General features: G+C 65.2%; 23 protein-coding genes and 2 tRNA genes. 14 read left to right on the forward strand and 11 right to left on the reverse strand.

Going from position 1 to position 23,574, the window contains the following annotated elements:
• Window positions 1–16 precede the first annotated feature (16 nt).
• Window positions 17–1,321: a S41 family peptidase gene (locus AYB31_RS07840; protein ID WP_068827435.1), complete on the forward strand. Its 1,305-nt coding sequence runs from the start codon at window positions 17–19 to the stop codon at window positions 1,319–1,321.
• Between the two features lie 60 nt (window positions 1,322–1,381).
• Here AYB31_RS07840 and AYB31_RS07845 read toward each other — a convergent pair whose 3' ends face one another.
• From AYB31_RS07845 to hisB, 8 genes are all read right to left on the reverse strand, one after another.
• A complete protein-coding gene (locus AYB31_RS07845; RefSeq protein ID WP_068827675.1) occupies window positions 1,382–2,140 on the reverse strand; it encodes a substrate-binding periplasmic protein in 759 nt (252 codons plus the stop codon).
• Between the two features lie 266 nt (window positions 2,141–2,406).
• Window positions 2,407–3,162, reverse strand: coding sequence for a substrate-binding periplasmic protein (locus tag AYB31_RS07850; protein WP_068827437.1), 756 nt, complete (start codon window positions 3,160–3,162; stop codon window positions 2,407–2,409).
• 222 nt (window positions 3,163–3,384) lie between these two features.
• A complete protein-coding gene (locus AYB31_RS07855) occupies window positions 3,385–4,116 on the reverse strand; it encodes a substrate-binding periplasmic protein (protein WP_068827439.1) in 732 nt (243 codons plus the stop codon).
• Window positions 4,117–4,243: 127 nt separating this feature from the next.
• Window positions 4,244–5,014: an imidazole glycerol phosphate synthase subunit HisF gene (hisF, locus tag AYB31_RS07860; RefSeq protein WP_068827441.1), complete on the reverse strand. Its 771-nt coding sequence runs from the start codon at window positions 5,012–5,014 to the stop codon at window positions 4,244–4,246.
• 116 nt (window positions 5,015–5,130) lie between these two features.
• A complete protein-coding gene (gene hisA / locus AYB31_RS07865) occupies window positions 5,131–5,868 on the reverse strand; it encodes a 1-(5-phosphoribosyl)-5-[(5-phosphoribosylamino)methylideneamino]imidazole-4-carboxamide isomerase (protein ID WP_068827444.1) in 738 nt (245 codons plus the stop codon).
• 37 nt (window positions 5,869–5,905) lie between these two features.
• Window positions 5,906–6,163 carry a DUF2164 domain-containing protein gene (locus AYB31_RS07870; RefSeq protein ID WP_068827445.1) on the reverse strand — a complete coding sequence of 86 codons (258 nt, stop codon included), beginning with the start codon at window positions 6,161–6,163 and terminating at the stop codon, window positions 5,906–5,908.
• On the reverse strand, window positions 6,164–6,802 hold the full coding sequence (gene hisH / locus AYB31_RS07875) for an imidazole glycerol phosphate synthase subunit HisH (protein ID WP_068827447.1): 639 nt from the start codon (window positions 6,800–6,802) through the stop codon (window positions 6,164–6,166).
• Window positions 6,803–7,396: an imidazoleglycerol-phosphate dehydratase HisB gene (gene hisB, locus AYB31_RS07880; protein ID WP_068827449.1), complete on the reverse strand. Its 594-nt coding sequence runs from the start codon at window positions 7,394–7,396 to the stop codon at window positions 6,803–6,805. It abuts the gene before it with no gap.
• 145 nt (window positions 7,397–7,541) lie between these two features.
• On the opposite strand from hisB, the gene AYB31_RS07885 reads away from it, so the two are divergent.
• From AYB31_RS07885 to AYB31_RS07915, 7 genes are all read left to right on the forward strand, one after another.
• Window positions 7,542–7,940: an acetyl-CoA sensor PanZ family protein gene (locus tag AYB31_RS07885; RefSeq protein ID WP_068827451.1), complete on the forward strand. Its 399-nt coding sequence runs from the start codon at window positions 7,542–7,544 to the stop codon at window positions 7,938–7,940.
• 91 nt (window positions 7,941–8,031) lie between these two features.
• Window positions 8,032–9,141, forward strand: a complete 1,110-nt coding sequence (locus AYB31_RS07890; protein WP_068827453.1) for an NAD(P)/FAD-dependent oxidoreductase — start codon at window positions 8,032–8,034, stop codon at window positions 9,139–9,141.
• Window positions 9,142–9,212: 71 nt separating this feature from the next.
• Window positions 9,213–11,435 (forward strand): AsmA family protein, encoded by a 2,223-nt coding sequence (locus tag AYB31_RS07895; RefSeq protein WP_068827455.1) that lies wholly within the window; start codon window positions 9,213–9,215, stop codon window positions 11,433–11,435.
• Window positions 11,432–12,499: an A/G-specific adenine glycosylase gene (gene mutY, locus AYB31_RS07900; protein WP_068827457.1), complete on the forward strand. Its 1,068-nt coding sequence runs from the start codon at window positions 11,432–11,434 to the stop codon at window positions 12,497–12,499. The genes AYB31_RS07895 and mutY overlap by 4 nt, the downstream gene beginning before the upstream one ends.
• Complete coding sequence (locus tag AYB31_RS07905; RefSeq protein ID WP_068827459.1) at window positions 12,496–12,768, forward strand: oxidative damage protection protein; 273 nt, start codon at window positions 12,496–12,498, stop codon at window positions 12,766–12,768. The genes mutY and AYB31_RS07905 overlap by 4 nt, the downstream gene beginning before the upstream one ends.
• Before the next feature lie 214 nt (window positions 12,769–12,982).
• A tRNA-Phe gene (locus tag AYB31_RS07910) sits at window positions 12,983–13,058 on the forward strand.
• Window positions 13,059–13,228: 170 nt separating this feature from the next.
• Window positions 13,229–15,178 carry an HD domain-containing phosphohydrolase gene (locus tag AYB31_RS07915; protein ID WP_068827461.1) on the forward strand — a complete coding sequence of 650 codons (1,950 nt, stop codon included), beginning with the start codon at window positions 13,229–13,231 and terminating at the stop codon, window positions 15,176–15,178.
• A 3-nt stretch (window positions 15,179–15,181) separates the two neighbouring features.
• On the opposite strand, the gene AYB31_RS07920 is transcribed toward AYB31_RS07915, so the two are convergent.
• From AYB31_RS07920 to AYB31_RS07930, 3 genes are read right to left on the reverse strand one after another with little or no spacing between them, the layout of a single operon-like run.
• A complete protein-coding gene (locus AYB31_RS07920) occupies window positions 15,182–16,069 on the reverse strand; it encodes a M48 family metalloprotease (RefSeq protein ID WP_068827463.1) in 888 nt (295 codons plus the stop codon).
• A 16-nt stretch (window positions 16,070–16,085) separates the two neighbouring features.
• On the reverse strand, window positions 16,086–16,586 hold the full coding sequence (locus tag AYB31_RS07925) for an SH3 domain-containing protein (protein WP_068827465.1): 501 nt from the start codon (window positions 16,584–16,586) through the stop codon (window positions 16,086–16,088).
• Complete coding sequence (locus tag AYB31_RS07930) at window positions 16,583–18,424, reverse strand: CHASE2 domain-containing protein (RefSeq protein ID WP_068827467.1); 1,842 nt, start codon at window positions 18,422–18,424, stop codon at window positions 16,583–16,585. The genes AYB31_RS07925 and AYB31_RS07930 overlap by 4 nt, the downstream gene beginning before the upstream one ends.
• A gap of 408 nt (window positions 18,425–18,832) precedes the next feature.
• On the opposite strand from AYB31_RS07930, the gene AYB31_RS07935 reads away from it, so the two are divergent.
• The 6 genes from AYB31_RS07935 to AYB31_RS07960 all read left to right on the forward strand — a co-directional run bounded on the left by AYB31_RS07935 (window position 18,833) and on the right by AYB31_RS07960 (window position 23,451).
• A complete protein-coding gene (locus AYB31_RS07935; RefSeq protein ID WP_068827469.1) occupies window positions 18,833–19,606 on the forward strand; it encodes an ABC transporter ATP-binding protein in 774 nt (257 codons plus the stop codon).
• 18 nt (window positions 19,607–19,624) lie between these two features.
• On the forward strand, window positions 19,625–20,377 hold the full coding sequence (locus AYB31_RS07940; protein WP_068827471.1) for an ABC transporter substrate-binding protein: 753 nt from the start codon (window positions 19,625–19,627) through the stop codon (window positions 20,375–20,377).
• 58 nt (window positions 20,378–20,435) lie between these two features.
• Complete coding sequence (locus tag AYB31_RS07945) at window positions 20,436–21,128, forward strand: ABC transporter permease (RefSeq protein WP_068827473.1); 693 nt, start codon at window positions 20,436–20,438, stop codon at window positions 21,126–21,128.
• Window positions 21,128–21,817 carry an ABC transporter permease gene (locus AYB31_RS07950; protein WP_068827475.1) on the forward strand — a complete coding sequence of 230 codons (690 nt, stop codon included), beginning with the start codon at window positions 21,128–21,130 and terminating at the stop codon, window positions 21,815–21,817. Before AYB31_RS07945 ends, AYB31_RS07950 begins: the two co-directional genes overlap by 1 nt.
• A 62-nt stretch (window positions 21,818–21,879) precedes the next feature.
• On the forward strand, window positions 21,880–23,085 hold the full coding sequence (locus AYB31_RS07955) for a methyltransferase (RefSeq protein ID WP_068827477.1): 1,206 nt from the start codon (window positions 21,880–21,882) through the stop codon (window positions 23,083–23,085).
• A 290-nt stretch (window positions 23,086–23,375) separates the two neighbouring features.
• Window positions 23,376–23,451, forward strand: a tRNA-Thr gene (locus tag AYB31_RS07960).
• Window positions 23,452–23,574: the final 123 nt, after the last annotated feature.

The following is a 23,574-nucleotide window of genomic DNA, read 5'->3' on the forward strand; positions in this document are numbered from 1 at the left end:
ACTTTTGGGAGTTCACATGCAGCAATTCCGTCGCCTCACCCCCCTCGCCCTCGCCATCGGCCTGCTGCTCGGCGGCCCGGCCCTGGCGGCCAGCGAAATCGTCGAGGCGCCGAGCGCCAGCGGTAAGGCACCTCTGCCGCTGGACGAACTGCGCACCTTTGCCGAGGTCATGGACCGCATCAAGTCGGCCTACGTCGAGCCGGTCGATGACAAGACCCTGCTGGAGAATGCCATCAAGGGCATGCTCAGCAATCTCGACCCGCACTCCGCCTACCTGGAACCGGAAGCCTTCGCCGAACTGCAGGAAAGCACCAGCGGCGAGTTCGGCGGCCTGGGCATCGAGGTCGGCGTCGAGGATGGCTTCGTCAAGGTGGTCTCGCCGATCGATGACACCCCCGCTTCCAAGGCCGGCATCCAGCCGGGCGACCTGATCGTCAAGATCGACGGCCAGCCGACCAAGGGCCTGTCGCTGATGGAAGCCGTGGACAAGATGCGCGGCAAAGCCGGCAGCAAGATCAACCTGACCCTGGTGCGCGAGGGCGGCCGCCCGTTCGATGTGCAACTGACCCGCGCGGTGATCAAGGTCAAGAGCGTCAGGAGCCAGCTGCTCGACGAGGGCTACGGCCTGATTCGCATCAGCCAGTTCCAGGTCAACACCGGTGAGGAAGTCGGCAAGGCCCTGGCCAAGCTGCGCAAGGACAACGGCAAGAAGCTCAGCGGCCTGGTGCTGGACCTGCGCAACAACCCCGGCGGCGTGCTGCAGGCCGCGGTCGAGGTTTCCGACCACTTCCTGAAGAAGGGTCTGATCGTCTACACCGAGGGCCGCATCGCCAATTCCGAGCTGCGCTTCAACGCCGACCCGGCCGACGCCAGCGAGGGCGTGCCGCTGGTGGTGCTGATCAACGGCGGCAGCGCCTCGGCCTCGGAGATCGTCGCCGGCGCCCTGCAGGACCACAAGCGCGCCATCCTGATGGGCACCGACAGCTTCGGCAAAGGTTCGGTGCAGACCGTGCTGCCGCTGAACAACGACCGCGCCCTGAAGCTCACCACCGCCCTGTACTTCACCCCCAACGGCCGCTCGATCCAGGCCCAGGGCATCATCCCGGACATCGAGGTGACCCGCGCCAAGGTGACCCGCGAACAGGGTGACGAGACCATCAAGGAAGCCGACCTGGCCGGCCACCTGGGTAACGGCAACGGTGGCGCGGATCGCCCCAGCGGCAAGAAGACAGCCAAGGCGCCTCGCCCGCAAGACGACGACTACCAGCTGAGCCAGGCCCTCAACCTGCTCAAGGGCCTGAACGTCACCCGCAGCAACTGAGCCGCAGCGCAGACATGAAAAACCCGGGCAAGCCCGGGTTTTTCTTTGCCAGCGAATGGCTTACTCGACGTACTTCTGGAAAATCTTGTCCACTTCGCCGCTGGCACGCAGCCCATCGAGGGCCTTCTGCAGACGCTCGATCACTTCGTCCGGGGTCTCCGGATTGAGCGCCAGGAACAGCTGGGCGCTGTCGAAGCGCAGCACGGTCTTCAGGCCAGTGACACCTTCCTGCTTGGCCAGGTAACGACCGGCGGGGTCGCCGGTGGCCCACAGGTCGATCTTGCCCTCCTGCAGCTTGTGCGCGTTTTCCTGGTCACGCAGCGAGCTGATCGGTTGCAGTCCGGCGTTGAGCAGATGCTCCTCGATGGCATCACCCTTGTAGGCACCGACCTTGTAGGACTTGGCCTGCTCCAGGCTGATCAGATTGATGGTGCTGTCGGCACGCGCCAGCATCACCCAGTCATCCGGCCCGATGGGACCGACCCACTTGAACAGCTTTTCCCGCTCGGGCAGCTTGGCCATCACGAAGGCACCGTTGTTCGGTGTTTCCAGGGCCATCTTGTAGACCCGCGCCCAGGGGAAACGCAGGGTCATGGTGTAGGAGATACCGGCAGCCTTGAAGGTCTCGCGCACGATGTCCACGGCAATTCCGGCGAGGTTCTCCTCGCGAGCGAAATTCTTGCCATTGGTGGCCATGTTGTAGGGCGGGAAGTTCTCGGTTTGCAGCACTACCTTGTAGTCGGCGGGCAATTCGGCGCGGGCGGCGGCAGAGAACAGCAGGCCGGCACCCAGCAGCAGCGTAGTCAGTCGCTTCAACAGCATATGGGATTCCTTGAAAGTCAGGCCACAACGAAACGGCTAGCCGTCCCCGGGGCGGCTGAAGGGTAGCACGAAGCGCCCCGGGGACGTGTTCTCAAGAGAATAGCCTGGCGGACCCGATATCCAGAACCCTTTCAAAGTCTCGCGAGCTAGAGCAATGCAAGGCAAAAACAGGCGAGGAAGCGGAGTTTACGAGTTGTAAATGAGCATTCCGAGCCTGTTTTTAACGCAGCAGTGCCGACGCGCAGCAGAGTTTGGACAGGTTCTCAGAGGTAGCTGTTGGTAATCTCGTCGACATAGCCCTCGCTGCGCAGCGCATCCAGGGCCTGCTGCAGGCGCTGGACCACTTCGTCCGGGGTCTCCTTGTTCAGCGCCAGGTACAGCTCGGCGGCATTGAAGCGCAACACCACCTGCAGGCCGCTGGCACCTTCCTGACGGGCAATGTAGCGGCCGACCGGATCGGTGGTGGCCCACAGGTCGATCTTGCCGCTCATCAGCTTGGCCACGTTTTCCTGGTCGCGCAGGGAGTTGATCGGTGTCAGCCCCTTGCTCTCCAGATGCTGACTGACAGCGTCGTTCTTGTAGGCGCCGATGGTGTATTTACGCGCCTCCTCCAGGCTGTTGACCTTGATCGTGCTGCCCGGCGCCGCCAGCAGTACCCACTCGCTCTTGGCCAACGGCCCGACCCACTTGAACAGCGGCTTGCGCTCTTCGGTGAAGGTGGTGGAGAACAGGCCATAGCTGGGCTTGTCCAGGGTCAGGCGATAGATGCGGTCCCAGGGGAAACGCAGGCTGAGGGTGTAGCCGATACCGGCACGCTTGAAGACCTCACGCACCAAATCGGCGCTGATGCCGTCGATGTTCTCGTCGCGGGCGAAGTTCTTCTCGTCGATGGCCATGTTGAATGGCGGGAAGTTCTCCGTCAGCAGTACCACCTTGTAGTCTTCGGGGATTTCGGCGTGCGCCCCACCGGCCAAGCAGACCAGTCCGACAAACAGCGCCTTGCGCAAATACTTCAGCATCGCAGTACAGCTCCAGAATTGTGGTTATAGGGGCGACTTCTCTGCAAATGGCCAGCGTCGCGGCCGCCGACCAACGCCGCGACCGGCAGCGCATTGAGCGCGCATAGTGCCACGCGCCAGACCGGTCGCCGTGAATCCCGTCACAGCCGCCGCCACGCCGCGCAACGGGGAAGTCGTTCGCGGCAATAAATACGCAAAAAGCGAACCACGCCAGGCGACGAATCAGTACTTCTGCGCGACAGCCTCCAGCGCACCTTCGCTACGCAGCTGCTCCAGCGCCTGGCGCAGGCGCTCGACCAGCGCATCCGGGGTTTCCTTGTTGAGCGCCAGGTAGAGATCGCCGCGGCCGAAGGTCAGGGCGACGCGAAAGTCCTTGTAGCCTTGCTGTCGAGCCAGGTACTGGCCTGCCACGGCAGAGGTCACCCACAGGTCGATCTGGCCCTTGGCCAGGCGCTCCGGATTCTCCCTGTCGTACAGCGAAAGCTGCACTTCCAGGCCGCCATCTACCAGTTTCTGGCTGGGCGCATCGCCCTGATAGCCACCCAGGCGGTACTTGCGGGCATCCTCCAGGCTGGCCAGCACCAGCGGCGAGTCGGCCCGCGCCAGCAACACCCAGTCCTCGCTGGCAATCGGCCCTACCCACTTGAACAGACCCTCGCGCTCGACGGTACGCGCCACCGAGAACAGCCCGTAACCGGGCTCGGCAAGCGCCTGATCGTAGACCCGCTGCCAGGGGAAGCGCAGGATCTGCTGGCACTCCACGCCGGCACGCTGGCAAACCAGGCGCAGGCTGTCCGAGCTGATACCGCCAACGCCTTCGTCGCGGGCGAAGTTGCCGCCGTTGAGTGCCATGTTGAACGGCGGCAGGTTCTCGGTGAGCAGCACCAGCGAGTCGGCACGGGCAATAGAAATACCTGCCAGCAGCAACGCTGCCAGCAATCTGGGCAAAAGCATGGGGGTGGAACTCCTTGTCGCTTGAAAGAGTGGGCTCGCCGCCGGCGAGCCAAGGGGTGCAAGTTTAGCCGTGCGCCCCCAGATACGCTGGCGACTCGCGCACACGCGCGCCGCCGTGGTGCACCACTCAGCGCACCACGATACCGCGGCTGGCCAGGTAGGCCTTGGCCTCCGGCACGCTGTATTCGCCGAAGTGGAAGATGCTCGCCGCCAGCACCGCATCCGCCTTGCCTTCGAGAATGCCGGCAGCCAGGTGCTCGAGGTTGCCGACACCGCCCGAGGCGATCACCGGGATACCCACCGCCTCACTGATGGCGCGGGTAACGCCGAGATCGTAACCGCTCTTCACACCGTCCTGATCCATGCTGGTCAGCAGAATCTCGCCGGCGCCGAGGTCTTCCATCTTCTTCGCCCACAGCACGGCATCCAGGCCGGTCGGCTTGCGCCCGCCGTGGGTGAAAATCTCCCAGCGACCCGGCTCGCCCGGCGCGGACACTCGCTTGGCATCGATGGCGACCACGATGCACTGCGAGCCGAAACGATCGGCCGCCTCGCCGACGAACTCCGGGGTGAAGACCGCGGCAGTGTTGATCGAGACCTTGTCCGCACCCGCATTGAGCAGGTTGCGGATGTCCTGCACGGTGCGCACGCCGCCACCGACGGTCAGCGGGATAAATACCTGACTGGCCATGCGCTCCACCGTGTGCAGGGTGGTGTCGCGGCCGTCGACGCTGGCGGTGATGTCGAGAAAGGTAATCTCGTCCGCACCCTGCTCGTCGTAACGGCGGGCGATCTCGACCGGATCACCGGCGTCGCGGATGTTCTCGAACTTGACGCCCTTGACCACGCGGCCATTGTCCACGTCCAGGCAGGGGATGATTCTCTTAGCCAGTGCCATATCGGTGCTCTCGTAGGACGGGTTAGGCCGCAGGCCGTAACCCGCCAAAGCAGGTTTACATGCAACGCAGTTCGGTGGGTTGCGCCGCGATGCGACTACCCCACCCTACACTTTGATCAGCCCTTGAAGCTATCGCAGAAGGCCTGCGCCTCGGCGACATCCAGAGTGCCTTCGTAGATCGCACGGCCGGTGATGGCGCCGATGATGCCGGGCGAGCGCGCCAGCAACAGCTTCTCGACATCGCCCAGGTTGTGGATGCCGCCGGAGGCGATCACCGGGATCTTGCTGGCAGCGGCCAGGGCCGCGGTGGCCTCGACGTTGCAGCCCTGCATCATGCCGTCTTTGGCGATATCGGTATAAACGATGGCGGAGACGCCGTCGGCCTCGAAACGCTTGGCCAGGTCGGTGGCCTGCACGCTGGACACCTCGGCCCAACCGTCGGTGGCGACGAAACCGTCCTTGGCATCCAGACCGACGATGACCTTGCCCGGGAAGGCCTTGCACGCCTCGGTGACGAACTCGGGTTCTTTAACGGCCTTGGTGCCGATGATCACGTAGCTGACGCCGGCGCGCACATAGTGCTCGATGGTTTCCAGGGTACGGATGCCGCCGCCGATCTGGATCGGCAGGTTCGGGTAGCGCTTGGCGATGGCGGTGACCACCTCGCCATTGACCGGCATGCCTTCGAAGGCGCCGTTGAGGTCGACCAGGTGCAGGCGACGGCAACCGCCCTCCACCCACTTGGCGGCCATGCTCACCGGGTCATCGGAAAACACCGTGGAGTCTTCCATGCGGCCCTGGCGCAGACGCACGCAGGCGCCGTCCTTCAGATCGATAGCGGGGATAATCAGCATCGGTTGAACCTGCTCAAGTCGTGAATACGGTATGGCGTCAGCTTTTCTCGAGCGCCCACAGGTCGCTCTCCAAACTGGCGAAGCGATCGACCAACAGCGCCTGGGTGTCGGCAATCGCCTTGTTGTAGTAGTGCGGGGCGATCTCGCGGGAGATCAGGTCGAGCACTTCCTGCACCTCGAACGAGCCGAGTTCCAGCTCGAAGCGGTCTTCCAGAAAGCGCTGCAGTACCTGCAAGGCGGCCTGCTGCGGAGCACCTTCGAGCTCCAGCACGGCGGCCTTCCTGCCCCGGCTCATTTACCAGCGGCCATCCCAGGCAACGAAGTTCTGCAGCAACTGCAGGCCATGGGTATGACTCTTCTCCGGGTGGAACTGCACAGCGAACTTCGAGCCCTCGGCCAGCGCCGCGGCGAAGTCCTTGCCGTAGTGACCACGACCGACCACCTGGGTCGGATTGCCGGCCTCGATGTAGTAGCTGTGCACGAAATAGAAGCGACCACGGTCCGGAATCTCGTGCCACAGCGGGTGCCGGACGGTCTGCGCGACTTCGTTCCAGCCCATGTGCGGCACCTTCAGGTGCTCGCCATCCTCATGCAGATCCTTGCCGAAGAAGCGCACCTGACCGGGAAACAGGCCGATGCAGTCGACCCCGCCGTTCTCCTCGCTGCGCTCCAGCAGGGCCTGCATGCCGACGCAGATACCGAGAAACGGGCGATCCTGGCTGACCTCGCGCACCAGGCTGTCGAAGCCCAGGCGCTTGATCTCGGCCATGCAGTCGCGGATCGCGCCGACGCCGGGGAACACCACGCGATCGGCCTCGCGGATCACATTGGCATCGCTGGTGACCAGCACTCGGCCAGCGCCGACGTGCTCCAGGGCCTTGGCCACCGAATGCAGGTTGCCCATGCCGTAGTCGATTACTGCAACTGTCTGCATTTACAGGCAGCCCTTGGTCGATGGCATCTGTCCGGCCATGCGTGGGTCCAGCTCCACGGCCATGCGCAGGGCGCGGCCGAAGGCCTTGAACACCGTCTCGATCTGGTGGTGGGTGTTGGTCCCGCGCAGGTTGTCGATGTGCAGGCTGATCAGGGCGTGGTTGACGAAGCCCTGGAAGAATTCCTGGAACAGGTCGACGTCGAAGCCGCCGACCACCGCGCGGGTGAACGGCACGTGCATCTGCAGGCCCGGACGACCGGAGAAGTCGATCACCACGCGCGACAGCGCCTCGTCCAGCGGGACGTAGGAGTGGCCGTAGCGGGTCATGCCCTTCTTGTCGCCGACGGCCTTGGCGAAGGCCTGGCCGAGGGTGATGCCGACGTCTTCCACGGTGTGGTGGTCGTCGATGTGCAGGTCGCCCTTGCAGTAAATATCCAGGTCGATCAGGCCGTGACGGGCGATCTGGTCGAGCATGTGCTCGAGGAAGGGCACGCCAATATCGAACTTGGCCTTGCCGGTGCCATCCAGGTTGATCGAGACCTTGATCTGGGTCTCCAGGGTGTTGCGCTCGACGGATGCCGTACGTTCGGCCATCTCCAGCTCCACAGGCTACTGACGGGAAAAGGCCGCCATTATAGGCGGGGCGCGCCGCGGGCGGCTACCGGCGGTGGTCGGGCCGCGACTATCGATGTCATCGATCGCGTCCTACACTGCGCAGCCTGCCCCCGAGGAAGTCGCCATGCCCGTTCTGGTCGAAATCGTCAGCCGCCCGTCCGCCCAGGACCACACCGACCTGGACAAGGTCTACGCCGACGCCCCGGACTGGCTGCTGACGCCCTACGCCAGCGTCGATGCGCTGCTGGCCGACGGCATCGGCAGCGGCAAACTGATCGCCGGGCGCAGCAACGACCGCCTGCTCGGCGCCGCCCTGCTGACCCGTGGCGAGGACTGCTGGCGCCTGTCGCACCTGTGCGTACGCAAGCTCAGCCGCAAGCGCGGCGTGGCCCGGCGCATCCTCGACGAGGCACGGCGCCTGGCCACCCAGGCCGGCAAACCGCTGCACCTGGCCGCGCCGAGGGATCATCTGGAAAGTCAGGCCCTGGCCGCGCGCAGCGGGCTGCCGCTGGATAACCTGTAAGCGGACACGACGCGAACATGCCCAACCCAGCCAACATCACCGCCCAGCACCAGCCTTGCGGCCCCACCCGATCACCCGCCCTGGACGCCTCATGGACTCCGTCGACCTACTGATCATCGGCGCCGGAGCCCTCGGCCTGGCCTGCGCTGCGCGGCTGGCCGAGCCCGGACGCAGCTGCCTGATCGTCGAAAGCGAAGCGCTGATCGGCAGCCATGCCTCCAGCCGCAACTCCGAGGTGATCCACGCCGGCCTCTACTATCCCCCGGGCTCGCTCAAGGCCGAACTGTGCCTGGAGGGCCGTGAGCGCCTGTATGCCTGGTGCGAGCAGCATGGCGTGGCACACCGGCGCCTCGGCAAGCTGCTGGTGGCCGTGGAGGAAAACGAAGTCGGCCGCCTGGAAAGCCTGCAAGCCAATGCCCGCGCCTGTGGCGTGGACGACCTGCAAACCCTGGACGCCCAACAGCTGGCCCGACTGGAGCCGGCCGTACGCGGCGTCAGCGCCCTGCTCTCGCCCAGCACCGGCATCATCGACAGCCACGCCTACTTGCAATCGCTGCTTGCCGTCGCGCAGAGCCGTGGCGCGCAACTGGTGCTGCACACCCGAATCGACAGCCTGCAAACCGACCCGCGCGGCTGGCAGGTCGAGGGCGTCAGCGCCGGGCAGCCCTTCACCCTGCACGCGCAACGGGTGGTCAATGCCGGCGGCGCCTTTGCTCAGCAGCTCGCCAGGCACACCCAGGGCCTGGGCGAAGTGCCACCGCTGCACCTGTGCCAGGGCCGCTACTTCAGCTACAGCGGACGCAGTCCCTTGACGCACCTGATCTACCCGATGCCGGAGGCCAACACCGCCGGGCTCGGCATCCACGCCACCCTCGACCTCGGCGGCCAGCTGCGCTTCGGCCCGGACATGCACTACGTGCCAGCCCTGGACTACGGCGTCGACGAACGCCTGCGCCAGCCCTTCGCCACCGCCATCGCCCGCTATTTCCCTGCGCTCGACCCGGCACGCCTGCAGCCCGCCTACTGCGGCATACGGCCCAAGCTGGCCGGCGCCGGGGAACCGGCCGCCGACTTCGTCATCCAAACCCCTGCCGCCCACGGCCTGGCGGGGCTGGTCAACCTGTTCGGCATCGAATCACCTGGCCTCACCGCCAGCCTGGCCATCGCCGAGCGGGTCGCTGCCGCACTGCCGGCCGACTGAAGGTGCCAGTGGGCGAGCCGGCGTTATACTCGCGCCCTTACCAGAAGAACTCTCACTACAAGGACTGGTCCATGAAAGCCTTCGGCAAGATCCTGGGTCTGCTACTGCTCGGCCTGTTGCTGATCATCATCGGTCTCGGCTTCGCCCTGACCCACCTGTTCGATCCCAACGACTACAAGGACGAGATCCAGCAACTGGCCCGCGACAAAGCCAACCTGGAACTGCAGCTCAAGGGCGACATCGGCTGGAGCCTGTTCCCCTGGCTCGGCCTGGAGCTGACCGACGCCACCCTGGCCAGCGCCAGCAGCCCGGACAAGCCCTTCGCCGACCTGCGCCAGATCGGCCTGTCCGTGCGCGTGCTTCCGCTGCTGCGCAAGGAAGTACAGATGAGCGACATCCGCGTCGATGGCCTCAACCTGACGCTGCAGCGCGACAAGCAGGGCCACGGCAACTGGGAAGACGTCGGCCAGCCGGCCAAGCCGACTACCAGCGCCGCCGAACCAGGCAGCGCGCCGGCGCCCACCGACAATAACCAGCAACCCGCGGAAGAAGGCGGCCAGCCGCTCAAGCTGGATATCGACAGCCTCACCGTGAGCAATTCGCGCGTCGACTACCACGACGAGCAGAGCGGCCAGCAGTTCAGCGCCGAAGGCATCGAACTGAGCACCGGCGCCATCCGCGAAGGCGCGGACATCCCGGTCAAGCTACTGGCCTTCCTCGGCACCAACCAGCCGGTGCTGCGCGCCAAGACCGAACTGGAAGGCCTGCTGCGCTTCGACCGCAGCCTCAAGCGTTACCAGCTGCAGGACCTCAAGCTGGCCGGCGAAGCCTCGGGTGAGCCTTTGAACGGCAAGACCCTGACCTTCTCCAGCCAGGGCCAGCTGTTGCTCGACCAGTCCGCCCAGGTCGCCGAGTGGACCGGCATCAAGCTTTCCGCCAACCAGCTGCGCGCCCTCGGCGAAGTGAAGCTGCGTGATCTGGACAAGAGCGCCAAGCTGGAGGGCAGCCTGTCCGTGGCCCAGGTCAACCTGCGCGAGTTCCTCGACGGCATCGGCGTGGCACTGCCGGCCATGCGCGACCAGGGCACCCTGGGCCGCTTTGAGCTGTCCACCCGCCTGAGCGGCACGCCGAGCAGCGTGGCCTTCGACGACCTGGCGCTGAAGCTCGACGACAGCAGCTTCAGCGGCAAGCTGGCCGTCAACGACTTCGCCAAGCAGGCGCTGCGCCTGCAGCTCAAGGGCGACAAGCTCGACCTCGACCGTTATCTGCCGCCGCAAGACAAGGACGCCAGCGCCGGCGCCGCGCGCAAGAACGAGGTCAAGCAGACCGTCGCCGCCGCCGGCAAGAGCGGCACCACGCCGCTGCCGGACGCACCGACCCAGCAGGCCTGGAGCAGCGCCCAACTGCTGCCGCTGGAGCAGCTGCGCAAGCTGGACGTACAGGCCAGCCTCGGCATCGGCCAGCTGATCGTCAGCAAGCTGCCCATCGACAACGCCAACTTCAAGGCAACCGCCAAGGGCGGCCTGCTCAGCCTGCAGGAGGCGCGCGGCGAGTTGTACGGCGGCGAATTCAGCGCCACCTCGCAGCTCGACGCCCGCCCGGCCATTCCCGTGCTAACGGCGCGTAAACAGCTCAAGCGCATTCCTGTGGAGAAGCTGCTCGAAGCCCAGGGCGAGAAGGCGCCCGTGCGCGGCAAGCTCGACCTGAGTGCCGACATCCGCACCCAGGGCAACAGCCAGAAGGCCTGGGTCGACGCCCTCAACGGCACCGCCGACTTCAGTCTGAACGACGGCGTGCTGGTAGACGCCAACGTCGAACAGCAACTGTGCCAGGGCATCGCCACCCTCAACCGCAAGTCGCTGTCCGGCGAGCCGCGCAGCAAGGACACGCCCTTCGAGGAGCTGCACGGCAGCCTGAAGTTCACCAACGGCGTGGCCAGCAACCCCGACCTCAAGGCGCGTATCCCGGGCCTGACGGTCAACGGCCACGGCGATGTCGACCTGCGCGTGCTGGGCCTGGACTACCGCGTCGGCATCGTCATCGAAGGCGACAAGACCGCCATGCCGGACCCGGCCTGCCAGGTCAACGAGCGCTATGTCGGCATCGAGTGGCCGCTGCGCTGCCGCGGCCCGCTGGAGCTGGGCGCCAAGGCCTGCCGCCTGGACAAGGATGGCCTGGCCAAGGTCGCCAGCAAGCTGGCCGGCGCCAAGCTCAGCGAGAAGATCGAAGAGAAGCTCGGCGACAAGGTCAGCCCGGAACTCAAGGACGCACTCAAGGGCCTGTTCAACCGATGAGCCCCGAGCAGTTCAACGGCGCCGTGCTGGCCTGGTATGACCAGCACGGGCGCAAGGACCTGCCCTGGCAACAGGGCATCACCCCGTATCGGGTGTGGGTCTCGGAAATCATGCTGCAGCAGACCCAGGTCAGCACCGTGCTCGGCTACTTCGACCGCTTCATGGAGGCGCTGCCGACCGTGCAGGCACTGGCCGCGGCACCGGAGGACGAGGTCCTGCACCTGTGGACCGGCCTCGGCTATTACACCCGCGCGCGCAACCTGCACAAAGCCGCGCAGATGGTGGTCGAGCGGCATGGCGGCGAGTTCCCCCGCTCGGCCGAGCAATTGGCCGAGCTGCCCGGCATCGGCCGCTCCACAGCCGGCGCCATCGCCAGCCTGAGCATGGGCCTGCGCGCACCGATCCTCGACGGCAATGTCAAGCGCGTGCTGGCCCGCTACAAGGCCCAGCATGGCTACCCGGGCGAGCCCAAGGTGGCCGAGCAACTGTGGCAACTGGCCGACCAGCTGACCCCGCATGAACGGGTGAACCACTACACCCAGGCGATGATGGACCTCGGCGCCACCCTCTGTACCCGCAGCAAACCGAGCTGTCTGCTGTGCCCGGTGCGCGACGGCTGCCGCGCCCACCTGCTCGGCCGCGAGAGCGACTTCCCCGAGCCCAAGCCGCGCAAGGCGCTGCCGCAGAAACGCACGCTGATGCCACTGCTGGCCAACCGCGACGGCGCCATCCTGCTCTACCGCCGCCCCTCCAGCGGCCTCTGGGGCGGCCTGTGGAGCCTGCCGGAACTGGACGACCTGGCCGCCCTCGAACCCCTCGCCAGCCAGCACTCCCTGAGCCTCGGCGAACGTCACTCGCTGGCCGGGCTGACCCACACCTTCAGCCACTTCCAGCTCGCCATCGAACCCTGGCTGGTGCGCGTCGAGCAGGCCGCACCCGCCGTGGCCGAGGGCGACTGGCTCTGGTATAACCTCGCCAGCCCGCCGCGCCTGGGCCTGGCCGCCCCGGTGAAGAAGCTCCTCAAGCGAGCCGCGCAAGAACTGAATGCAGGAGAAGAGTCATGAGCCGTACCGTTCACTGCCGCAAGTACAACGAGGACCTGCCCGGCCTCGACCGCCCGCCCTACCCGGGCGCCAAGGGCCAGGACATCTTTGACAACGTGTCGAAGAAGGCCTGGGACGAATGGCAGGCACACCAGACCATGCTGATCAACGAACGCCGCCTGAACATGATGAACGCCGAGGACCGCAAGTTCCTCCAGGCCGAGATGGACAAGTTCCTCTCCGGCCAGGACTACGCCCAGGCCGACGGCTACGTGCCACCCAGCGCATAACCACCTGCAGGAGAGGCCTTGGCCGCGACCGAAGCTCACACCCGCAGCCAAGCCCGCTCCCACAGCACGTCCGCAGCTCGAACCCAGGGCACCAGCAACACAGAAATCCCCCGGCCGCAGACCAGGAACATTCGTAACCGCCCGTCCACACTCAAAAAATTTTCTTGGCCCTGCTTGACACTGCAAAGCCAAATCCGTTTAATGGCGCCCCGTTGCCCAGGTAGCTCAGTCGGTAGAGCAGGGGATTGAAAATCCCCGTGTCGGCGGTTCGATTCCGTCCCTGGGCACCACTAATACCGAGAAACCCCAAGCGAAGCCTTTTCCTTGGGGTTTTTTATTGCCCGCGATTTCTCCCCTCGTACGCAGCACGTGCCGATTCGACCGGCTGACATGGAAGCCCCGCAGAGCCGGTGCAATACTCAAGGAGCGTTACTCCCCTGCACCGCCGAGGGTTTCAGCGATGACAGCCAGCTTCACGGTGGGGCACAGCCCACTCTTTGCCGCATCCACCCTGCATACCCAACTGACCCGCAGGGGGATCAGGCTGCGCGAGCTGGACACAACTACCCTGCCGGCAAGTGGCGAGCTGGAGGTGCTGCTGCTCGATGACAGCCTGTTGCGGGCCCAGCCGCTGTCGATCTGGCAGGGCTGCGGCGCCAGCCTGGTAGCCTTCGCGACAATGGACGGGGCCCTGCCACTGCCGAATACGGCCAGCGAGGACGAGCTGGTGGCCCTGCTCGGCTTCGCCGCCGAACAGTTCCATCTCCGGCAGAAGACCGGGCAACTGGCTGCTGCCCTGCAGGAAAAGGACGGCGACCTGCAGAAACTGGTGGATGTTGGCCTGGCGCTATCCGCCGAAAAGGACCTGGATCGCCTCCTGAGCAAGATTCTTACCGAGGGGCGCCGCCTGTCCAACAGCGATGCCGCCTCGTTGTTCCTGGTGGACAACAAGGGCGAGCAGCCGCAACTGCTGTTCAAGCTGACGCAGAACAGCTCGATGCCGACCCGCTTCCAGGAACAGCGCATGCCGCTGACCAAGGCGTCCATCGCCGGCTATGTGGCCCTCACCAGTACCGAGCTGAATATCGCCGACGCCTATGCCATTCCGCCGGATGCACCCTACCGCTTCAATCGCTCGTTCGACATGCAGGTGGGCTACCGCACCCTGTCACTGCTGGCCATTCCCATGCTCAACCATCGCCATGAGGTGGTCGGGGTGCTGGAGTTCATCAACTGTCAGGACGATAACGGCCAGGCCATCGCCTTCGACGAGGTGATGGCCGCCTCGTTGCGCGCGCTGGCCAGCCAGGCCGCCGTGGCCATCGAGAATCGCCAGTTGCTGGATGACATCAGCCAGCTGTTCGACGGCTTCGTGCAAGCCTCGGTGTTCGCCATCGAACAACGCGACCCCACCTCGGCCGGCCATTCGTTCCGCGTTGCCGACCTGTGCATCGCCCTTGCCCGCCAGCTGCCCCAGGCGCCCATGAGCCACCTGCGCCAGCAGGCGTTGAACGACGAGGGGCTGCGCGAGCTGCGCTACGCCGCCCTGCTGCACGATTTCGGCAAGGTCGGGGTACGCGAGCACGTACTGACCAAGGCCAAGAAGCTGCCGGAAGCCGTGGTCGAAAACCTGCGCTATCGGGTGGCCCTGGCCAAGGAGAGCCTGCACAACCAGACCCTGCGCCGCATGCTCCAGGCCTACCGGCAACACGGCGTGCTGGACGAGCCGTTACGACAGCAATGGGAGACCGAGCTGGCGCTGGAGTGCGAGCGTCTGGACCAGTACCTGCGCGATATTCTCAAGGCCAACGAGCCGAGCGTGCTGACCGAGGGCGACTTCAACCACCTGCAGGAAATCCAGGGGCATGTGGTGAAAAGCCACGACGACGGCTTGATCGGCCTACTCTCGGAACACGAGTTCTGCGCCCTGGCCATTCGCCGCGGCAGCCTGACCCAGGAGGAGCGCGCCGAAATCGAACGCCACGTGGTACACACCCGCGACTTCCTCAAGCTGATCCCCTGGACCCCGGCGCTGCACCGCATCCCCGAGATCGCCGCGGCGCACCACGAGAAGCTCGATGGCAGCGGCTACCCCAAGGGCCTGGCTGGCGATGCAATTCCCTGCGCCTCGCGGATCATGACCATCTGCGACATCTACGACGCACTGACCGCCGCCGACCGCCCCTACAAGCCGGCAGTGCCGGTGGAGCATGCGCTGGACATACTCCAGGCCGAAGTGAAGAGCGGCCTGCTCGATGGCGACCTGGTCAAGGTCTTCATCGATTCACGCTGCTACCTCGACCCCGGCCAGAGCCAGCTCCTGTTGCCGGCGACACCCGCGCCAGCCACCACGACGCCATACGCCCACCACGTCTGCGACTTCGAGCCGAGCGCCAAGCACTCGCATTGACGCCTATCGGCGCAACAGGGCCTGGCGATAGCGCTCCTGCAGGGTCAACTGGCTGCCCGAGGCAGCAACCGAGTCCAGATAGGCATAGGTTGCCGCGAGGCGGGTCAGGCGATCACCGATGTTCGGATGCACCTTGAGGAAGGTCACCAGCGTGGCATCGTCCTGCTTCAGGGTGGCCAGGCCCTGCAGCACTGTGGCCAGGCCATAGGCATCGTAGCCGGCACGGGCGGCGAGCACCGCCCCCATGCGATCCGCCTCGAACTCGTCGCCACGATCGAGCCCGCGGGTATAGAGGTTGGTGACCAGCTGATCGAATTTCTGCTCGGTCACGATGCTGCTACTGGCCGGGTGACTGGAGCTGGCCGAACTGGCCTGCAGGGCGAGTCGCGACAGGTCGCCCAGCAGGCCGGCGCCGGCCTGCTGCTTGATTGCCTGCAAGTGATGACGCTGCACCACGTGCGCCACTTCATGCGCCAGGACACCGGCCAGCTCGGCTTCACTGTCCATCCGCGCCAGCATGCCCGTGGTAATGAACACATAGCCACCCGGTGCGGCATAGGCCCCGACCACGCGGCTGTCGATCACACCGAAACGCCAGGGTAGCTCGGGTCGCTCGCTGTTCAGCGCCACCCAGCGCCCGACCCGATTGACGTAGCCCTGCAGCGCCGGGCTGTTCAACAGCGGTGCCTGCCTGAGCAACAGCTCGGCGGTACTGGCGCCGATGAGCATTTCCTCGTCCTGGCTCTTGTCGCCCAGGTTGCCGAGATGGCGGCCGGCACTGGCCAGCGGGGACAGGTCGACGCCCTGAATACTGACTCCCTCCAGCGACTCGCAACCCGCCAGCGCGGCGAGCAGGAGCAGCGAGACGGCATACCGAATGAACCTGATCATGCTGGCTACTCCTGTTTCAACGCTGGTAGGCGATGGACTGGCTGCGCAGCCCACCATCCTGGGCGAAACCACGGGCATTGCTCGGGGTCACCGCGTAACCGTCCAGCTGCTGCAACGCCGCGGCGCCGGAGCCGCCGCCACCCTCCAGGCGATCGTCGGTCACGCCGCGGACACCGGTCGCGACACCACTGGCGGGCTCCACCGCCGTACTGCCCTTGAGCAGGTCGGAGACATTGCCCCCCTTGGCCGTGGCGGATTTGTCGAAGCGCACCGCCAGCAGCGCCACCCAACCCTGGGTACCGCCACCCGTCTGCACCTGATACCAGCCACCCTGACGCTGCAGGATCTGCAAGCGCGTCTGCGCCGGCAGTTGCTGCAAGGTCGCGGCGCTGGCGCCGGGGGCCTCTCGCAAGGCCGTGGCCTGGACCGTGATGCCACCGAGCACTTCGGCCAGCGCCATGGCACTGACCAGCCAACCCGCCAGCACCAGGAGGGCGGCGGCAAAGGTTTTGTTCATGGTTGTTTTCTCCTCGGCTCGAACAGGGTCACCGGCTCGATGCGGCCTTTGACCTGGAAATCGCCATGAGGCACGAAGTCGAACGCATCGCCGCAGGCCCGCATGGTCGCGGCCGACACCAGCAGGCGCGCGCGCCCCTTGGTCAGGCCCTCGATACGGCTGGCGAGATTCACCGTGTCACCTATGGCAGTGTAGTCGTAGCGTTTGCTGGTCCCGACCATGCCGACCACCGCCGGGCCGGTGTGCAGGCCGATGCCGATATCGAAATCCGGGTGCGCGAAATCGCGGCGGTAGCGCTCGACGTTGTCGATCATCTCCAGCGCCGCGTTGACCGCATCCAGGGCCTGGCCCGGGTTGGCCTGCGGCGCGCCCCAGAAGGCCATGATCGCGTCGCCGATGAACTTGTCGAGGGTCGCCCGGTGCTTGAACAGCACATCCACCTGGCCGGCGAAGTAGTTCTCCAGAATCTGCATGATCTCCGCCGCACTGCGCTGCTCGGACAGCGTGGTGAAATTGCGGATATCGGAAAACAGCACGGTGAGCTGGCACTCGCGACTGGCCAGCAGCGCCTGAGGATCCTCGCGGGCCACCAGTTGCGCCACCACCTGCGGGTCGAGAAAACGGCTGAACAGGCTGATGGTGTTACTCAACTGACGGCGCCGGCGCCAATAGAACACCGCCAACGCCAGCGCCAGCAGCAACCACAGCGCCAACAGGCTGGGCAGCACCTTGGCCAGCACAGCCTCCTGCAGCATCAGCACATAAGCCCCCAGAAACAGTGCCAGGCTGGCGCCCAGGGTCAGCAGGCTGGCGGCCAGCAGGCGCTCGTGCAGCAGGCACAACTGCAGCGCCAGCAACAAAGCGGCACCGACCAGCGCCATGACCCAGCCCGGCACGGTCTGCAGCCGCTGGCCGTTGAGCAGGTTGTCGATAGCGGTGGCGAGGATGAACACCGCCGGGTACAGATCGTCCAACGGGGTACGCCGCAGATCGTAGAGCCCGGTGGCGGTGGTACCTATCACCACCACCTTGCCGGCGAAGTAGTCGTCCGCCAGCTGGCCCGGCTCACCACGGGCCCGGGCCAGCACCTCGGCGAACGGAATACGCGGATAGGGCACGCGCTCGGCGCTGCGCCAATCGAGCAGAAAGCTGTCGGCCACCGGCAGAGTCACGCCCTGATCCTGGGCCACCCGCGCCGGCAACGAAGGCAAGCGCCAGTCGCCGATGTGGCGACGAATGTCGTAACGCCGACCAACGCCATCGGCATCCGGGGTGAAGTTGATGGTACCGGTCTTCCAGTGCTGCGCAGCCACCGCCCAGGGCAGCAGCAGCAACCCACGTTGCTGTTGCCCTCCGGGCTGCAGTCCGGTTTGCGGCGGGTAGCTGGTCAACAGCGGCGCGCTCGCCGCCGTCGCGGGGCGCTGCTGCAGGGCCGCCAGATAGACCCGGGAGCCGAGCGCCAGCACTTCGTTGAAATAGGCATCGGCATCGGGATGGAAACGGTCAGGCTCGCTGAACAACACGTCGAACACCACCGCCTCGGCCTTCTGTTTCAGCAGATACTCCAGCAACTCGGCATGCAGCGAGCGCGGCCAGGGCCACTTGCCCGCCTCACCGGCCAGGGCTTGCAGACTGGTGTCGTCGATATCAATCACCACCAGGCGGGGATCCGGGCCCTGCTGAGCGGCACGCTGACGAATCAGCCAATCGCCATGCGCGTTGCCCCAGCCCTGCAGCGGCCCCCAGCACTGCACCAGCAACAGCAACGCAATGACCAGCCCGACAGCCAGCCAGAGTACGTTGCGAAAAGCCTTGGTTGATTGCCGGGCCTCGGACATGACCGACTCCTGAGCGAAAGCTCGACCCGTTGTCCCAGGGAGCTCTATTGACTAGTAGCAGAATAGTGGCCAATTGCGCCACTTCACCCATCGCCTCGTCTTCAGTACACTGCGCGCCGCTCGCAGCCCAGGCTGCCTCCGCCCAGACCCGAGCCAGGCCTCGGGCGATTGGTCTCCACCACCCCAGGCGGAGACCCTTCGGGCCGTCGCAAGCGACGTCAAGCAACTGCTCCCGGCATTTTTTGTTTGGGCGCGACACCCAACTGTCACGATGCGACACCACCCCACGGCCAAAGCCCGGAGCGGCAGCCATCTGCTTGGCGCTGCTGCTGGCGCTATGCTAGGTTCACCGGCACGTCAGGAAGACCCCAGCCGCCGGAGCGCATCCGCATAAGAAGAGGAACCCCCATGGCCGAGGCAACGCCCGCGCTGGAAATCCGCAACCTGCACAAACGCTACGGCGACCTTGAAGTGCTCAAGGGCATTTCGCTGACCGCCCGCGACGGCGACGTGATCTCCATCCTCGGCTCCTCCGGCTCCGGCAAGTCCACCTTCCTGCGCTGCATCAACCTGCTGGAGAACCCGCACCAGGGCCAGATCCTGGTGGCCGGCGAAGAGCTCAAGCTGAAGGCGGCGAAGAACGGCGACCTGGTGGCTGCCGACAACAAGCAGATCAATCGCCTGCGCAGCGAGATCGGCTTCGTTTTCCAGAATTTCAATCTGTGGCCGCACATGAGCGTGCTCGACAACATCATCGAGGCACCGCGTCGCGTGCTCGGCCAGAGCAAGGCCGAAGCCATCGAGGTGGCCGAGGCGCTGCTGGCCAAGGTCGGCATCGCCGACAAGCGCCACGTATTCCCCAACCAGCTTTCCGGCGGCCAGCAGCAGCGCGCCGCCATCGCCCGCACCCTGGCCATGCAGCCCAAGGTGATCCTGTTCGACGAGCCAACTTCGGCCCTCGACCCGGAAATGGTACAGGAAGTGCTTAATGTGATCCGCGCGCTGGCCGACGAGGGCCGCACCATGCTGCTGGTCACCCACGAGATGAATTTCGCCCGTCAGGTATCCAGCGAAGTGGTGTTCCTCCATCAGGGCCTGGTCGAAGAGCAGGGCTCGCCCGAACAAGTCTTCACCAACCCGCAATCGGCTCGCTGTAAACAATTCATGTCCAGCAATCACTGAAAAACGGAGCAATCACGCATGCACAACTATAAGAAGATCCTGCTGGCCGCGGCCGCCACCCTGGCCTTCGGCGCCCAGGCGATCGCCGCAGACAAACTGAAGATCGGTACCGAAGGCGCCTACCCGCCCTTCAACCTGATCGACGCCAGCGGCCAGGTCGGTGGCTTCGACGTGGAAATCGCCCAGGCCCTGTGCGCCAAGATGGGTGCCGAGTGCGAAGTGGTCACTTCCGACTGGGACGGCATCATCCCGGCCCTGAACGCCAAGAAGTTCGACTTCCTGGCCGCCTCCATGTCGATCACCGAAGAGCGCAAGCAGGCCGTCGACTTCACCGACGCCTACTACACCAACAAACTGCAATTCATCGCCCCGAAAAGCAGCGACCTGAAAGCCGACAAGGCCAGCCTGAAAGGCAAGGTGATCGGTGCCCAGCGCGCCACCATCGCCGGCACCTGGCTGGAAGACAACCTGGCCGACACCGTCGAGATCAAGCTGTACGACACCCAGGAAAACGCCTACCTCGACCTGTCCTCCGGCCGTCTGGACGGCGTACTGGCCGACAAGTTCGTCAACTGGGAATGGCTGAAGAGCGACGCCGGCAAGGACTTCGAGTTCAAGGGTGATCCGGTATTCGACAACGACAAGATCGCCATCGCCGTGCGCAAGGGCGACCCGCTGCGCGAGAAGCTGAACACCGCGCTGAAGGCCATCGTCGAAGACGGTACCTACAAGAAGATCAACGACAAGTACTTCCCGTTCAGCATCTACTGATGCAACCGAGCATGGCCGCCCACCCGGGCGGCTATGGTCCTTCTGCAGTAGCCCCCAGATGACCCTAGACCTACACGGCTTCGGCCCCGCCCTCGCCGCCGGCACGCTGGTGACCATCCAGCTGGCCCTGTCCGCCCTGTGCTTCGGCCTGGTGCTCGGACTGCTCGGCGCCCTGGCCAAGACTTCTCCGTACAAGCCCCTGCAATGGCTTGGCGGCACCTATTCGACCATCGTCCGCGGCGTACCCGAACTGCTCTGGGTCCTGCTGATCTATTTCGGCACCGTCCAGGGCCTCGCCGCACTGGGCGAGTTCCTTGGCGTCGGCAGCCTCGAGCTGAACCCCTTCGCCGCCGGCACCATCGCCCTCGGCCTGTGCTTCGGCGCCTATGCCACCGAGGTGTTCCGTGGCGCCATCCTGGCCATCCCCAAAGGCCACCGTGAAGCCGGCATGGCCCTCGGCATGTCCAAGGGTCGCATCCTCTGGAAGCTGATCCTGCCGCAGATGTGGCGTATCGCTCTGCCCGGCCTGGGCAACCTGTTCATGATCCTGATGAAAGACACCGCCCTGGTTTCGGTCATCGGCCTGGAAGAAATCATGCGTCGCTCGCAGATCGCCGTGACCTCCAGCAAGCAGGCCTTCACCTTCTACATGGTCGCGGCCTTCATCTACCTCGGCCTGACCGTTATCGCCATGATCGGCATGCACTTCCTCGAGAAGCGCGCCAGCCGCGGCTTCGTCCGGAGCGCCTGATGAACTGGGAAGTGATCTTCAAATACCTACCCAAGCTGCTCGAAGGCGCCGCGCTGACCATCGAGCTGGTGGCCTTCGCCGTAGTGGCCGGGCTGATCCTCGCCCTGCCCATGGGCATCGCCCGCGCCTCGCGCCACTGGTACGTGCGCGCCCTGCCCTATGGCTACATCTTCTTCTTCCGCGGCACACCGCTGCTGGTGCAGCTGTTCCTGGTCTACTACGGCCTGGCCCAGTTCGACGCCGTGCGCCAGGGCCCGCTGTGGCCCTACCTGCGTGATCCGTACTGGTGCACTGTCATCACCATGACCATGCACACGGCAGCCTATATCGCCGAGATCCTGCGCGGTGCCATTCAGGCCGTGCCGCCCGGCGAAGTCGAAGCCGCACGCGCACTGGGCATGTCGCGCGCGCAGACGATGCTCTACATCATCCTGCCGCGCGCCGCGCGCATCGGCTTGCCGGCCTACAGCAACGAAGTGATCCTGATGCTCAAGGCCAGCGCCCTGGCCAGCACCGTGACCCTGCTGGAGCTGACCGGCATGTCGCGCACCATCATCGCCCGCACCTACCTGCCGGTGGAGATCTTCTTCGCTGCCGGGGTGTTCTACCTAGTCATCGCCTTCGTGCTGGTACGCGCCTTCCGCCTGCTCGAACGCAAGCTGCGGGTCGACGCCTGCCAGGGCCGCTAACCACTCCTCCTCTTCGGGAGAGTGGCGCGGCGCCCCATGCAGGGTGAGGGAACTTTCCAATCATGATCCTGACTGGCCCCGCCCTGCATGAGCGCTTCCGCGCCCTGGACGACTTTCTCGTCCGTCACCAGCACCTGTGGCGCCCCAGGCCCTTCACCAGCCTGGCGCTGCCCTGGGAACAGGATCATCCTGAACTGGCTCGCTGGCTGCGCAGCCGCAGCCTGGAACAGGCCGAGCACAGCCACAACCGGCCGCACCTGCTGGCGGCCCCCGCGCCTTTTCCTCAGCTGGCAGCTACCGCACAGCTCCTGAGCGAGCTGGATGAGCTACCCGCGCACCCCATGGAGACGCTGAACAGCCGCCTGAGCGTCGACGTGCCCGGCCGCAAGTGGCAGCAGATAGAAGCCTTCGCCAGCAGCCTGAGCTTTCGCCAACCGGCTACACACTGGCTGGACTGGTGCGCCGGCAAAGGCCACCTCGGCCGCCTGCTGGCCCGCCACGGACAGGCACTGACCTGCCTGGAATACGACCCGGCCCTGGTCGAAACCGGCCAACAAATGAGCGACCGCCTGCACCTCACTGCCAGTCACCTGCAACAGGACGTCATGGCCGCCGACGCCGCCGGGCGCCTCAGCAGCAGCCACACGCCTGTAGCACTGCATGCCTGCGGCGACCTCCACGTGCGCCTGCTGCAACTGGCCAGCGCCGCCGGCTGCCGGCAACTGGCCGTGGCGCCCTGCTGCTACAACCGCATCGCCGCCGAACACTACCAGCCACTCTCGCAGCCGGCCCGGCAATCGCCCTTGCAGCTGTCGCGCAGCGATCTCGGCCTGCCGCTCAGCGAAACCGTCACCGCCGGCCTGCGCCAGCGCCAGCAGCGCGACCAGTCCATGGCCCGGCGCCTGGCCTTCGACCTGTTGCAACGCGAGCAGCGCGGCAGCGACGACTATCTGCCCACCCCCTCTCTGCCGGTCAGCTGGCTGGCCAAGGACTTTGCCGACTATTGCCGCGACCTGGCGGCACTGAAAGGTCTGCCACTGAGCATCACGCCAGACTGGCCAGCCCTGGAAGCGGCCGGCTGGCAACGCCTGGCCGAAGTGCGCAACCTGGAACTGCTGCGCAACCTGTTCCGCCGCCCCCTGGAACTCTGGCTGCTGATCGACCGCGCCCTGTACCTGCAGGAGCAAGGCTACGCCGTACGCCTGGGCACTTTCTGCACCTACAACCTGACCCCACGCAACCTGCTGCTACTGGCCGAACGAGTCTGACGCTCATCCACAGAAGCTGTGGATAACTCTGTGCGCAAATTCTGAAGAAAACCCTGCAGCACAGATACAGCAAGGCCTACTGAAGACTGGCCGATTTTTATACAGTTCTAAAATTTCTTTTAAAACAGATAGTTAGGTATTCAACCTGATGTCTGCACAAAAACCAGGCAGCAGCCCACGCACTGCCTTTGGATTGTGCATAAGCATTATCGCTTTGATAGCCAGCCCCCATCCCTTCTGCTCCGCAACGGGTTTACTCCGACGCGCCAATGGTTATAATGCGCGCCTTCGCCGGTATAGCTCAGCTGGTAGAGCAACTGACTTGTAATCAGTAGGTCCCGGGTTCGACTCCTGGTGCCGGCACCATATAAAGAACGCAAAAGGCTCACCCCAGGGTGGGCCTTTTGCGTTTCTGCCGCCCTAGAAAGCAATCATGCTGCGAAAATATCCGGCGCTGACTTGATAGGTAAACGGATGAAACTCATCTCG

Origin of the sequence: Pseudomonas sp. BMS12 (assembly GCF_001592875.1) — a bacterium.
Lineage (GTDB): Bacteria > Pseudomonadota > Gammaproteobacteria > Pseudomonadales > Pseudomonadaceae > Aquipseudomonas.